At 64.6% G+C, this 13,234-nt stretch carries 8 protein-coding genes and 1 pseudogene; 7 read left to right on the top strand and 2 right to left on the bottom strand.

The features are described from left to right. Together EBL85_RS15390 and EBL85_RS15385 are read left to right on the top strand one after the other, a co-directional pair. A pseudogene (locus EBL85_RS15390) lies at positions 1 to 505 on the top strand (DDE-type integrase/transposase/recombinase); the annotation flags it as partial. Positions 506 to 892: 387 nt separating this feature from the next. Then, positions 893 to 5,680 (top strand): alpha/beta fold hydrolase, encoded by a 4,788-nt coding sequence (locus EBL85_RS15385; RefSeq protein WP_123143368.1) that lies wholly within the window; start codon positions 893 to 895, stop codon positions 5,678 to 5,680. 282 nt (positions 5,681 to 5,962) lie between these two features. On the opposite strand, the gene EBL85_RS15380 is transcribed toward EBL85_RS15385, so the two are convergent. Beyond that, entirely contained in the window at positions 5,963 to 6,256 is a 294-nt protein-coding gene (locus EBL85_RS15380; protein ID WP_123141708.1) for a hypothetical protein, read from the bottom strand. Positions 6,257 to 6,439: 183 nt separating this feature from the next. Here EBL85_RS15380 and EBL85_RS15375 point away from each other — a divergent pair, with 183 nt between their 5' ends. Next, complete coding sequence (locus EBL85_RS15375) at positions 6,440 to 7,402, top strand: 2-hydroxyacid dehydrogenase (RefSeq protein WP_123143367.1); 963 nt, start codon at positions 6,440 to 6,442, stop codon at positions 7,400 to 7,402. Positions 7,403 to 7,476: 74 nt separating this feature from the next. Here the strand turns inward: EBL85_RS15375 and EBL85_RS15370 are convergent, their stop codons facing one another. After that, positions 7,477 to 8,418: a CysB family HTH-type transcriptional regulator gene (locus EBL85_RS15370; RefSeq protein ID WP_123143366.1), complete on the bottom strand. Its 942-nt coding sequence runs from the start codon at positions 8,416 to 8,418 to the stop codon at positions 7,477 to 7,479. A gap of 108 nt (positions 8,419 to 8,526) precedes the next feature. Here EBL85_RS15370 and EBL85_RS15365 point away from each other — a divergent pair, with 108 nt between their 5' ends. The 4 genes from EBL85_RS15365 (at position 8,527) to EBL85_RS15350 (ending at position 13,199) form a co-directional block, all read left to right on the top strand. After that, a complete protein-coding gene (locus tag EBL85_RS15365; protein ID WP_123143365.1) occupies positions 8,527 to 10,188 on the top strand; it encodes a nitrite/sulfite reductase in 1,662 nt (553 codons plus the stop codon). Further along, positions 10,181 to 10,909 (top strand): phosphoadenylyl-sulfate reductase, encoded by a 729-nt coding sequence (locus EBL85_RS15360; protein ID WP_123143364.1) that lies wholly within the window; start codon positions 10,181 to 10,183, stop codon positions 10,907 to 10,909. The genes EBL85_RS15365 and EBL85_RS15360 overlap by 8 nt, the downstream gene beginning before the upstream one ends. A gap of 71 nt (positions 10,910 to 10,980) precedes the next feature. Further along, positions 10,981 to 11,904, top strand: a complete 924-nt coding sequence (gene cysD / locus EBL85_RS15355; RefSeq protein ID WP_123143363.1) for a sulfate adenylyltransferase subunit CysD — start codon at positions 10,981 to 10,983, stop codon at positions 11,902 to 11,904. 11 nt (positions 11,905 to 11,915) lie between these two features. Continuing rightward, on the top strand, positions 11,916 to 13,199 hold the full coding sequence (locus EBL85_RS15350) for a sulfate adenylyltransferase subunit 1 (RefSeq protein WP_123143362.1): 1,284 nt from the start codon (positions 11,916 to 11,918) through the stop codon (positions 13,197 to 13,199). The last annotated feature ends 35 nt before the right edge of the window (positions 13,200 to 13,234 follow it).

Here is a 13,234-nt window from a genome sequence, read left to right as displayed (position 1 = left end):
GGCCGAGCGCTATCCATCCGCCGGGTTCCGCAAACTCTATGTGCGGCTGCGCCGCGCCGGACATCCCTGGAACCACAAGCGGGTCTGGCGGGTGTATTGCGCGCTCAAGCTCAATCTGCGGCGTCGGTGCAAGCGACTCCGGGCGCTCCGCCCGCCGCAACCGCTGGTGCAACCGATCCGTCCCAACCTGCAATGGTCGGCCGACTTCATGAGCGATGCGCTGAGCAGCGGAGTGAGCGATCGCACCTTCAACCTCATCGACGACTACAACCGTGAGGCGCTGCGTATCGAGGTCGACGTCTCGCTGACTTCGGCGCGCGTTACCCGCGTACTCGAACAGGTCATCAGCGTCCGGGGGCGCCCCGAGCGGCTGCGTCTCGACAACGGACCAGAGTTCACCAGCACCGCCTTCCAACGTTGGGCCACCGAACGTGGCATCGCCCTCGACTTCATCAGCCCCGGGAAACCGACCCAGAACGGCTTCATCGAGCGCTTCAACGGTAGCCGCGGACATGCTGCAGTGTCTATTTATGGATGGACCTAAAAAGGGGGAGTTGACAAGGCAGCTTCAGGCTGGTTGCAGTCGTTCAAATCAGAAATACCAATGACCGCTGCTGCGCAGGGCCGCCATTGAGTTGAGGCTTCTGCAGAAGCCTGGTCGACTCAACTGTCTTCCTGCTGTCTACTGCACAGTGCCTGTTGTAGTTCACGTAATGCCCGCGAACTGGAGATTTCCGTCGACTTCTGCCGCAGAGACTCTCCTTTGGGAGCTGATGGTTGGCTGCAGCTTCCTTCTTAATCTGATTGTCTAAAAATCAATGACTTAAGTTGGTCTCTGCACTTTATAGCCAAGCACAATGCTGCTAATAAAAATATTCTCGAGAGGCTTCGAATGACCGTCTTGACGCGGATACATAAGGTTTCAGTGCCGGATGCCCTTCACCTCGTTTTCGTACACGGCCTCGGTGGAGATGCGCGGTCTACGTGGATGTATAACCCGAAGGACGACACGACTCTCTGGCCTAGTTGGATCGGCGAAGAGGTTGGATGCAATGTCTGGGTTGCAGGATACGGTGCTGCGCTCTCTGGCTGGACAGATGCCGCCATGCATCTTGTCGATCTAGGAGAAGCGCTGTTTGCTGCCTTGCAGGTCGAGCGGGACTTGCAAGGTCACAGGGTTGTCTTGGTGGGCCATAGCCTTGGTGGCTTGGTCATCAAGTCCGGCATGACACAAGCGCAGGTGCTCGGCGACCCGCTTCGGCTGACGCTGCTGCAGCGAATTGCTGGCGTTGTTTTCGTTGGCACACCGCACCAAGGGTCAAGCCTTGCTACCGTTGCGCACAATCTGCGTCTGCTGCTGAGGACGAATGCTCAGGTCTCCAACATGGTCAATGGTGACGCCTGGCTGAAGTTGTTGAATGGGCAGTTTCGATCCCTGCAAGAGCAACGCAACTTTGGGGTGCGAGTCTTCTTTGAATCCAAAGGTGTTTTCATTGGACGCCGAATATGTGGCCTTGCGATTGGCAAACGGCAATTGATCGTTGATAGAAATAGCAGTGACCCGGAGATTGCAGGAGTTATCCCTACCGCTATTGAAGGGGACCATATCGAGATTGCTAAGCCCAAGTCGCGCCAAGCGCTTATCCACAAGGCTTTGGTCGAGTTTCTGAAGGGCATGGCGATTGGCCCGGAATCCCCCCCTCCAACTAGTGATAAGCGAACCCCAGCGCCCTGGGCGATCTCAACAGACCTTCGAACGGCGTTGCGAAGTGCTTCGGCTCCATTGTTAAGCTGGCCTAGCACATTGTCGGATGGGACGTGGCTTCATCGCCAGGAGCTGAGCTCACTAATTGAGAGCCTTGCGTCCGATTCTTCGAGCACGCATTTTTTGCTCGGTGATCCAGGATGCGGGAAGTCTTCTCTATTGGTACGGCTGGCTCAGGAGAGGCAAGCGGCAGGCTGGTACGTACTTGCCATCAAGGCTGACCGACTCCCGCCGGACGTGTTAGACCAGCAGGCACTTGCAAAGCATCTGAATCTGGAGGCTGACACTGCCACCATTCTGCGCGCCCTTGCGAGAACTGCACCTGTGCTAGTGCTTATTGATCAGGTAGATGCATTGGCAGACCTGGTTGTCCAGCAGTCGGCGCGATTGCGTGTACTGCTCGATTTAGTTCAAGACCTCTCCGAAGCAGAGGGTGTGCACACCGTCATCTCGTGCCGCACCTTTGAGCAAAAGCATGATCCCGCACTTCGGAATCTTGATGCGACTGTCATCCGATTGGAGCTACCAGAGTGGTCGACTGTCAAGCCGGTCCTGGTGGCACGGGGCCTTCAGGCCGACGTGTGGAATCAGGATATTCAGCAGGTGTTGCGGTCGCCACACGCCCTAGAAATCTTTCTATCTCTTCTCGGCGGAGCTACTGAGCCCGAAGTCCTGAGGAGCTTTCAGGGGTTGCTGGAGAAGCAATGGGAAACCCAGGTGCTGAGTGACACAACTGGTCGGCGCCGCACAACTCTGCGCCATTTGGCGAAGTTGATGGCTGACCATGAGGTGTTGGGGCTACCTCTTGTTAAAGTGGAAGATCACTACACAGACATTCAGGCTCTAGCGGCCGCGGGACTGCTCCGATTGGACCAGGGGCCAGGTCGAGTGGAGTTTCGACACCAAACGCTGTATGAATTCGTGCGCGCGCGTACCTTCCTGGAGGAAAGCGGAAGTCTTACGGAAACGGTGCGAACACAGCAAGGCAGTCTACGCATTCGTCCTCAGATGTGGCATGCGCTGGGGTACTTTCGCGGCGCGAGTCCCGAGGAGTACGGCGTCGAAATCGGGCGGCTGTGGGCGGCGGACCTGCGCCCGCATCTGAAGATGTTGTTGATCGAGTTCTTGGGCTTGCAGACTACGCCAACGTCTGCCGAACGTCAGCTCGTAGAACAGGCCATGACTGATCAGTGGTTCGTACCCCGCTTCATTGGGGCCGCGGTTGGAAGCCCCGGATGGTTTGCCGCATTGTTGCCAGCGCATCTTCCTAGATTGATGGCCTTGCCGGGGGACCAAGCTCAGGCACTGTTGCCAATGCTTCGACAGGCTTTACACTTTAGCTCAGAGGCTGTTGTCGATCTTGTTCGGCGGCATTGGTTGAACGATGCAGATAGAGACGTCCTAAGCTGGCAGGTCCTGGGAGGCGGCGACGTCGCGCCGCAGGCCGGCCTTTGGTTGGACAGTCTTGTGCTGATCGCCGGTCGCAGTCCGATTGCTGAGTGGGCTATCGGGCATGTAGCTGGTGTGATTAGTGCAGCTCAGCCGGAGGAGGCGCCCAGGTTGATTGCGGCTTGGCTCAGGCGCCAAATGGACGCCGCTACTGCGCCTCTAGCCAACGCACCCAAGGACGATGAAACAGCTTACGCCGTCATGGCTAAGAACATTCAGACGGCATTCGAGGCTCGCCAGTTTCATGACATGGAGACAATTGCCGAAGCTGCTCCGAGAGCTTTTGTCATAGCCATGTGGCCACTGCTTCTTGAGGGGCTTCAGCACTTTGACTCAGAGGCCCCCAGCGTCGTGATCGGCTATCGGCAAAATAGGGGGCTGATGTTTCAAGAATTGGATGATGAAGAGGCTCGATACGAGCGCCCCCTGCTTCGCTCATTTCAGCTCGGAATTCAAGGCTGGGCAGATTCTGACCCAGATGGTTTTCTGGATTTCGTTACCGCAAACGCCCAATCCGAACTGCTCCTCGTGCACCGCTTCTTGGCGCTAGGCCTTGTGCGAGCAGCCGCACACGCATCACAGCGCGTATTCGACTACTTGCGCGGCGACTCTCGGCGCCTTGTTCTCGGGCCTTGCACCGATGTACACAAGGAAAGCATTGCAATGATTGCAGAAGTCAGTTCGCTGCTCGATGATCCGAGCTACGCGGAGCTAGAGACCATCCTTCGCGATTGGCGCTACTACAACGAGGCAGCGCAGCAAGATGATGCAGGCACTAGGCAGCAACGACAGCAATGGGCTCGTCAGCACCGACTGCGATTGCTTAGGGCGTTGCCTGAGGGGCGGAGAAGCGCTGCGCTCCAACGGTTTGTAAATGAAGAGGAGCGCGCCTTTCCGGGCCTGACTGATAAGGATGTGCATTTCTCTGGTGCCCAGTGGATCGGGAGTCCGTTGAGTGCTCAGCAGATGGGTCGAGCTACCGATGCGGACGTCCTAAATCTCTTCAGCGAGCTTACCGATGACACAGCTTGGGATCATCCGCGGCACCGAATGAAAGGCGGGGCCATACAGGCAGGCCGTGAGTTGGCCGAGTTGGCTAAGCGCGACCTAGCCAAAGTTCTCCGCATCGTTCGTTCACTTGATCCCGGAAGCAACGAGATTCCAGTCTCTTGTACCCTTCGCGAACTCATTCCGGCTGGTCTTACCGAACCTGCATTCTATTCCTTGGTTTCAGAATTAGAAGACAAGGGTTTTGTCGGCTCTGGCTTTCGGCGTGATGCCGCCTATGCAATCGCGAATGCGGCCAGCAAGGAGACGCCTGTCCCGGACGAACTCATAGATCGGATGGAGCGCTGGCTGATTCCCTGCGCGACTGAGGACGCTGCGGAGATTGAGGCGGATGCAAAGGAGACGTCTTCACCAGTCCTTTGGGGGCATGGGTCGATTGTCGTGCTTCCGAACGGGAACTACCCGACGCTTACGGCGCTAACGTCTGCCTGTCTATCTGTGGAGCCTCCCCGACTTGATCGCTGGCTCTTCATTCTTGAGCGACATGCCGCGCGCGCAGAGTCGTCTCGAGTTTGGGAGGCACTGATTCAGCGCGAGCTTACGTATCTGAGGATGGCGGATTGTTCGAGGGTAGAGGCCCTTGTCGATCAGGTGATTTCGACTGCGCCATCCATCCTTGCGGGGCGGGGTTTTGCTCGCTTTGTCGCGTATGCGTTTCGCTGGGCTTCAGTTGCAGCGGTACGGCGATGGATGATGGGTCTTGTTGAAACGGCAGGTAAGGGGCAGCAAGCGGCGGGGGAACTGGCTTGTTTGCGACATGCCCTATTCCCCGCGGAAGACTGGTCTCGTGAAATGGTTGAGGCGCTCAGTGGTGATGCTGCTTCAGATACAGCGCTGGGCGTGGCGCACGCTGTGGCCAATTTGTGGCATGAGCCGATGACTAGGCCGGTGGTTCATCCCATTATGCTTCTGCTCCTTCGTAGCAACGTCGAGCGAGTGCTGACCGCGTTGTCTGCGATCTTCATGAACGATGGGTTCGCTGCGGATGCCGAGACCAGAGAGTTGCTGGATGTCTTGGTGGTCTATCCCAGCGTGTTGAGGAACGGCCGAGCTGAGCGCTTGCCTGAAATCCTAGTCAAGCTGGTAGCGTCCGAACCGGCACGTGTCTGCACAGTGGTCCATGCACTACTCGATGCGGCTGGCGATCAGATGGGCAACATCGCGACATCCTGGTACTTGAGCACCGAATGGTTGCTGGACATAGCGCTGCAACTGCAAGACATGGGCGCCGCTGAGCGCGCAGCCGGATCGGAACTCTTCGAGCGCATGTTGGAGTTCAACATGCCACAAGCAAGGGAAATGACGCTAGATTTAGACAAGCGCACGCCGGTCGACAGTAGACCTCGTGCGCCAGTTCGGCGTAGATCGCGAACCAAACTTCGTAAGACGACACGATGAATTTGACAAAAGCTGCTTGCCGCTAAATGAAAGACCGCGAATGAGTCGATCGAATGGCTGGTGATGGTCCCAATACTGCCGTCGTGCATCACCGCCAACCGGAAGCAATCGCTGCAAAGCAGCTGTAATTCGCAGCAGGCAGCTTCAGGCTGGTTGCAGTCGGTCAACTCCGCAAGGCCAATGACTGCTAATTAGCCAATAACGTCTTCGCTTACTTTTGACCAGTTTTTTCGCGAGGCTTAATGACCCCTACATGCTTGTAGAGCGTAGTGCGAGAGATCCTCAATGCGCCGCGCGCTCGGCCTCCATCGCCGCCTCGGCCAGCACCCTCTCCGACACGCCGCGCTTCTTCAGGGCCGCGATCAATCGCGCGGTCTGGTCCGTGGCGTAGCGTGCCTCGTCGCGCCGTAGCCCCTCGCTGACGTAGAGCTTGAGCAGCGCCTGATAGCCGGAGAATCCGCGCAGTGGCGCGATCTCCTTGAGCGACTCGACCACGTCGACGGGGATGCGCAAGGTGATGCTGGTCATCGGGCGGTCCTTGCGCAGACGGCTCTTGATGCGATCAGGAATGCTCATGGGTGCGTCTCTCCTCTTGGGTGGCCCGACGGGCGATCGCTCGATGTGTACCACGAACAGGTGCCGTTTGAGTCGCGTCGTGGTTGATGACCATCCCGAGCACCCTCCTGCGCCGACCCGGATGACGCCCCTCCCACCCCCTCGGTATGATCCCACCAAGTCCTTTCTCCCAAGAGTGTTGCAATGTCCCTGAAGAATGGTGTTCTGCTCGATCTTGCGACGATCGATCGGGACGATCTCGATCTCTCCGCGCTGGCGGGGGTGTGCGAGGGGTGGCGGCGTCATGCCTATACCGAGCCCGCCGAGGTGGCGGCGCGGATCGCCGATGCCGAGGTGGTGGTGACCAACAAGGTGGTGCTCGACCGGCAGGCGTTGAGCGGGGCGCGGTCGTTGCGGCTGGTGTGCGTGGCCGCCACCGGCACCAACAATGTCGATCTGGAGGCGGCGCGCGAGCTGGGCATCGCGGTGGCCAATGTCGCCGGTTACGCGACGCCCTCGGTGGTGCAGCACGTCTTCTCGCTGATCCTCGCGCTCACCACCCGGCTGCCCGAGTATCAGCGCGCGATCGACGCCGGGGCCTGGCAGCGTCACGACAGCTTCTGCGTGATGGACTACCCGATCCGCGAACTCGCCGGGCGCACCCTGGGGATCGTCGGGCTCGGTGATCTCGGCGGCGGGGTGGCGCGGGTGGCCGAGGCCTTCGGCATGAAGGTGCTGGTCGCGCAGCGTCCGGGCGGGGCGTTGCGTGTCGGGCGGCTGATGCTGGAGGCCTTGCTGCCACGGGTCGATGTGCTCAGTCTGCACTGTCCGCTCACCGATGCGACGCGCGGGCTGATCGGCGCGCGCGAGCTGGGGTTGATGCGTCGCGACGCGTTGCTGATCAACACCGCCCGGGGCGGGATCGTCGAAGAGCAGGCGCTGGCCGATGCGCTGCGCGCCGGCACCATCGGCGGCGCCGGGGTCGATGTGCTGAGCGCCGAGCCGCCGCGCGCGGGCAATCCACTGCTCGACCCCTCGATCCCCAACCTGATCGTCACCCCGCACATCGCCTGGGCCAGTCGCGAGGCGCGCCAGCGCATGGTCGACGAGATCGCCGCCAACATCTCCGCCTTCCTCGCCGGTACGTCGCGCAACCGCGTCGCCTGAGTCCTCCCGCGTGCGTCGTCTCGCCCTTGCCCCCGGGGCGGGGCGGCGCGCTCCTCCCATCGCCCGTCGCGCGTTCAGATGCTGAATGTGCTCCCCGTCTCGCTCAGCGCGCGCTCGATCACCCGTCGGGTGAGGTGCGGGGCGAAGCACTCGATGAAGGCATGGACGTAACCGCGCAGCCAGGCCTTGTGACGGAGACCGATGCGGGTGAGGCTGGTGTCGAACAGGTGGCTGGCGTCGGCCACGCCGAGACCCTGGTCGGTTTCGGGGTCGTGCGCCATGCGCGCGATCAGCCCGATGCCGAGCCCGGTGCGCACATAAGTCTTGATGACGTCGGCGTCGAGCGCGGTGAGGACGATGCGCGGCTCCAGCGCGCGGGCGCGGAAGGCGCGGTTGATCAGCCCGCGCCCGGTGAAGGCGCTGTCGTAGGTCACCAGCGGCCAGCGCGCGATCGCCTCCAGCGACAGCGGCGAGGTGTCGAGGATGGGGTGGCCGAGCGGGGCGATGACGCAGCGGTTCCACTCGTAGCAGGGCAGGCTCACCAGCTCCGGGGTCTCGGCGACGGCCTCGGTGGCGATCACCAGGTCGGCCTCGCCGGCGACCACCAGCTCGCAGCCCCGGGTGGGGCTGACCTGGCGCAGCGACAGACGGACATCGGGGTAGCGCGCCATGAAGGCGTGGATGACCGGCGGCAGCACATAGCGTGCCTGGGTGTGGGTGGTGGCGATGGTGAGGCTGCCGGCGCTCTCGCTGCTGTACTCGGCGCCGACCTGACGCAGGTTGTCGAGTTCGCCGAGCAGCCGCGCGGCGATCGCCAGCACGTGCCGGCCCGGCTCGGTGACCGCCACCAGCCGCTTGCCCTGGCGGCGGAAGATCTCGATGCCCAACTCCTGTTCGAGCTGGCGGATCTGTTTGGAGACGCCGGGCTGGGAGGTGAAGAGCGCCTCGGCGGCGGCCGAGATGCTCAACCCCTGGCGGGCGACCTCGTGCACGTAACGCAGTTGTTGCAGGTTCATCGGGGCTTCAAATAACTCAAAGGAATATCAAGATAACGATAAATTCCTTTTTTGTCTTATGGGCGCTCGCTAGCATCGCCGCTATCGATATCCCCAGCGAGTATCCCGATGACCGAACAGCCCCCCGCTGCCCCACTCGACCCGCGACGACGGGTCGAGCACTTCCGTGACCTCACCCGTGACTATCTCGATGGCCGTCTCAGCGAGGAGGCCTTCCGCCCGCTGCGGCTGATGCACGGGCTCTATCGTCTGCGCGAGACCACCATGCTGCGCGTGGCGGTGCGCGACGGTCGGCTCGACGCCGCGCAGTTGCGCGCCCTGGCGCGCATCGCCCACCGCCGCGGGCTGGGCGGCGTCCGTCTCACCACCCGGCAGAACCTCCAGTTCAGCGGCCCGGCGATCGCCGAGGTGCCGGGGATCCTCGCCGAGCTGGCCGAGGTCGGGCTGTCGAGCTTCATGACCTCGGGCGGCTGCGTGCGCGGCATCACCCTCGACCCGCTGGCCGGCGTCGCCTGCGACGAGCTGGAGGACCCGCGCCCGTGGCGCGCGCTGCTCGATCGCTGGCGCGAGACCCTGCCGCTCGCCTCGCGTCTGCCCGGCAAGTTCAAGATCGCGATCAATGGCGCGCGTGAGGACCGGGTGGCGCTGGCCGCGCACGACCTCGGGCTCGATCTGGTGCGCGACGCGCGCGGCGAGCTGGGCTTTCGCGTGCTGGTCGGCGGCGGGCTGGGGCGCGATGCGCGACTTGCCGAAGAACTCACCGGGTTCCTCCACTGGCCGCACCTGCTCACCTATAGCGAGGCGGTGCTGCGGGTCCATGCCCGCGACGGTGGCGGCGCGCGGCTGCGCACCCTGGTGCGACGCATCGGCATGGCGGCCTTCGCCGACCGGGTGGCGCGCGAGTGGGCGGGGTTGCGCGACGGCCCGGGGACCCTCGACCGGGAGCAGGTCGCCGCGGCGGCGCGCCGCTTCGCCGTTGCGCCCGTCCCCGCCGAGGCGCCGGCGCAGCCCGTCGCGACCACCGGCCCGGCCGACTATCGCGACTGGGTGGCGACCAATGTGCGCGCCCAGCGCGATCCCGAGCGCGCCATCGTCACCCTCTCGACCAAGGGGCGCGACGTGCTGCCCGGCTGGTTGTCGGCGGCGCAGCTCGAATGGCTCGCCGGGGTGGTCGAGACGGCGAGCGACGACGAGGCGCGGCTGACCGGCGCGCAGCAGCTGGTGCTGCCCCGGGTGCGGCGCGCGCGGCTGTTCGAGCTCTGGGCCGAGGCGCGCGCCCAGGGGTTGGCCGAGGCCAATGTCGGGCTGTTGACCGATCTCGTCGCCTGCCCGGGGATTCGAGAGTGCGATCTGGCGCACGGCGATCCGCAGTCGATCGCCGCGGCGATTCGCGACCGCTTCCAGGATCGCGCGGCGCTGCGCGACATCGGCCCGCTGACGCTGCGGATCTCGGGCTGCCCCAATGCCTGCGTCCACCACAACCTCGCCGACATCGGCATCCGCGGGCTGCGCAAGCAGGGTGGGGCGCGCTATCAGGTGTTGATCGGCGGGCATGGCGGACGCGGGGCGCGGCTCGGCGAGCCGCTGGGCGCCTCGTTCGCGGCCGCCGAGGTGCCCGAGGTGATCGACACCCTGCTCGGCGTCCATCACCACTGGCGCCTGCCCGGCGAGCCCTTCGCCGGCACCGTGCGCCGGGTCGGCACCGCGCCCTTCCGCGCGGCGCTGGAGCTGCGCGCCGCCGCGGCGCCGCGGGAGGTGGCCCATGGCTGATCGTCGCGCCCCGACGCCGCAACAGTTGGCCGCCCGCGAGCGCGAGCTGGTCGAGCGCCTGCGCGCCTCGTGCCGCGCGTACTCGCCGGTGGTCTTCGCCACCAGCCTGAGCGTCGAGGACATGGTGCTGACCGAGGTCATCTGCCGCGAGCGTCTGCCCATCGGCCTGTTCACCCTCGACACCGGGCGACTGCCGACCGAGACCCTGGCGCTGATCGAGCGGGTCGAGCGTCACTACGACATCCGCATCACGCGTTATGCGCCGCGCCCCGAGGCGGTCGACGACTATGTCCGCGAGTACGGTATCGACGGTTTCTACGACTCGATCGCCGCGCGCCGGGCGTGCTGCCGAGTGCGCAAGCTCGAACCCCTGGGACGGGCGCTGGCCGGACAGGCGGCCTGGATCACCGGGCTGCGCGCGGCGCAGTCGGTCACCCGCGTCGGTCTGGCGCCGCGCGCCTGGGACGCCGAGCACGGGCTGGAGAAGCTCAGTCCGCTGATCGACTGGAGCGAGGGCGAGGTGTGGGCCTTCATCCGCGCCCATCAGGTGCCCTACAACCCGCTCCACGACCAGGGCTATCCGAGCATCGGCTGCGCCCCCTGCACCCGCGCCATCACCGTCGGCGAGGACATCCGCGCCGGACGCTGGTGGTGGGAGCAGCCGGAGACTCGCGAGTGCGGGCTGCACCGCCGCGCCGAGCACGACGCGCCGTCGCCTTGATCGACGCCATCCCGAGCACGTCCCGGCCGTCGGCCGGGGCGGGCCCCATCGTATCGACACACAGGCCAGAGATGACCACCCTGACACCTTCACGTACCCGCACGCTCAGCCATCTCGACTGGTTGGAGGCCGACGCCATCCACATCCTGCGCGAGGTGGTCGGACAGTGCGCCAACCCGGTGCTGCTGTTCTCCGGCGGCAAGGATTCCATCTGCCTGCTGCGCCTGGCCGAGAAGGCCTTCCGCCCCGGGCCGTTGCCGTTCCCGCTGCTGCACATCGACACCGGGCACAACTATCCCGAGGTGCTCGCCTTCCGCGACGAGCGCGCCGCCGAGCTGGGCGCGCGGTTGATCGTGCGCTCGGTGGAGGACTCGATCGCGCGCGGCTCGGTGGTGCTCCGCGACCCCGGCGAGTCGCGCAACCGTCACCAATCGGTGACGCTGCTCGAGACGATCGAGGCGTTCGGCTTCGATGCCTGCATCGGCGGGGCGCGTCGTGACGAGGAGAAGGCGCGCGCCAAGGAGCGGATCATGAGCCTGCGCGATGCCTTCGGTCAGTGGGACCCGAAGCAGCAGCGCCCCGAGCTGTGGAGCCTCTACAACGCGCGCACCCACCCCGGCGAGAACATCCGCGCCTTCCCGATCAGCGACTGGACCGAACTCGACGTCTGGCAGTACATCCGTCGCGAACGTCTGGCGCTGCCGTCGATCTATTTCGCCCACTATCGCCCGGTGGTGCGCGTGGGGTCGCGGTTGCGTCCGGTCACCCCGCTGACCCCGGCGCGCGAGGACGAGCGCATCGAGACGCTGCGGGTGCGCTTTCGCACCGTCGGCGACATCACCTGCACCGCGCCGGTGGTCTCCGAGGCCGACACCCTGGAGGCGATCATCGCCGAGACCGCCGCCGCCACCCAGAGCGAGCGCGGCGCCACCCGGTTCGACGACCACACCAGCGAGTCCTCGATGGAGGAACGCAAGAAGGCCGGTTATTTCTGAGAGGACACCCCATGTCATCGCCACACGCATTCCCCGAGATCGACGACCACGGCCTGCTGCGCTTTCTCACCTGCGGCAGCGTCGACGACGGCAAGAGCACGCTCATCGGTCGGCTGCTGCACGACACCCGCGCGATCCTCGCCGACACCCTGGAGACGCTCGCTGCCACCTCGCGCCGACGCGGACTCGACGGGGTTGACCTGTCGCTGCTCACCGACGGGCTCGCCGCCGAGCGCGAGCAGGGCATCACCATCGATGTCGCCTACCGCTACTTCACCACCGGCACGCGCAAGTACATCATCGCCGACGCCCCCGGCCACGAGCAGTACACGCGCAACATGGTCACCGCGGCCTCCAACGCCGATCTGGCCATCATCCTCATCGACGCGCGCCGCGGCGTGCAGACCCAGACCCGGCGCCACGCCTATCTCGCCCACCTGCTCGGCATCCCCAATCTGGTGGTCGCGGTCAACAAGATGGATCTGGTCGATCACGACGCCGAGGTGTTCGCGCGCATCCGGCGCGACTTCCTCGACTTCGCCGCCTGGCTCGGCATCGAGGGGGCCTGCTTCGTGCCGATCTCGGCGCTCCACGGCGACAACGTCGTCGAGCGTGGCGCGCACCTCGACTGGTATCGGGGGCCGACCCTGGTCGAGCTGCTCGAGCGCGCGCCCAGCGCCCAGGGCACGCGTCCGGACGTCTTCCGCTTCCCGGTGCAGTACGTCTGTCGCCCGCGCGACTCTGCCGATCCGGCGCTGCACGACTATCGCGGCTACATGGGGCGGGTGGAGTCCGGCGCCATCGCCGTCGGCGATGCGGTGATGGCGCTGCCCTCGGGGCGGACCAGCCGGGTGCGCGACATCCAGATCGGCGGGGTCGGTCAGCCCGAGGCCGGGCCCGAGCAGTCCGTCACCCTGTTGCTGGAGGATGCACTCGACATCTCGCGCGGCGACCTGCTGGTGCGCCCCGATCGGGCGCCGGCGCCCCGGCGCGAGCTCGAGGCCCATCTCTGCTGGCTCGCCGAGCGTCCGCTGTCGGCCTCGCGTCACTACCTGCTGCGCCACACCACCCGCGAGGTCCGCGCCCGGGTCGCGGCCATCGAGCACCGCATCGACCTCAACGCGCTGACGCACCAACCGGCCACCGAGCTGGGGATGAACGACATCGCCCGGCTGCGCCTTCGGCTCGCCCAGCCCATCCACCCCGACCCCTACGCCAGCAACCGCGCCACCGGCGCCTTCGTCCTCATCGACGAGAGCACCAACGACACCGTGGGGGCGGGGATGATCCTCTGAGCGCCGCGCCGGGGTTGCCGACGGCGACCCCGGCG

Source organism: Marichromatium sp. AB32, assembly GCF_003718675.1.
Classification (GTDB): domain Bacteria; phylum Pseudomonadota; class Gammaproteobacteria; order Chromatiales; family Chromatiaceae; genus Marichromatium; species Marichromatium gracile.
This window is presented reverse-complemented; position numbering and strand designations above follow the sequence as displayed.

What these genes read in the sequence shown, in the direction of transcription:
- EBL85_RS15385 (WP_123143368.1), top strand. Translation starts at nt 893, where the DNA reads ATGACCGTCTTGACGCGGATACATAAGGTTTCAGTGCCGGATGCCCTT.
- EBL85_RS15380 (WP_123141708.1), bottom strand. Translation starts at nt 6,256, where the DNA reads ATGAGCATTCCTGATCGCATCAAGAGCCGTCTGCGCAAGGACCGCCCG.
- EBL85_RS15375 (WP_123143367.1), top strand. Translation starts at nt 6,440, where the DNA reads ATGTCCCTGAAGAATGGTGTTCTGCTCGATCTTGCGACGATCGATCGG.
- EBL85_RS15370 (WP_123143366.1), bottom strand. Translation starts at nt 8,418, where the DNA reads ATGAACCTGCAACAACTGCGTTACGTGCACGAGGTCGCCCGCCAGGGG.
- EBL85_RS15365 (WP_123143365.1), top strand. Translation starts at nt 8,527, where the DNA reads ATGACCGAACAGCCCCCCGCTGCCCCACTCGACCCGCGACGACGGGTC.
- EBL85_RS15360 (WP_123143364.1), top strand. Translation starts at nt 10,181, where the DNA reads ATGGCTGATCGTCGCGCCCCGACGCCGCAACAGTTGGCCGCCCGCGAG.
- cysD (WP_123143363.1), top strand. Translation starts at nt 10,981, where the DNA reads ATGACCACCCTGACACCTTCACGTACCCGCACGCTCAGCCATCTCGAC.
- EBL85_RS15350 (WP_123143362.1), top strand. Translation starts at nt 11,916, where the DNA reads ATGTCATCGCCACACGCATTCCCCGAGATCGACGACCACGGCCTGCTG.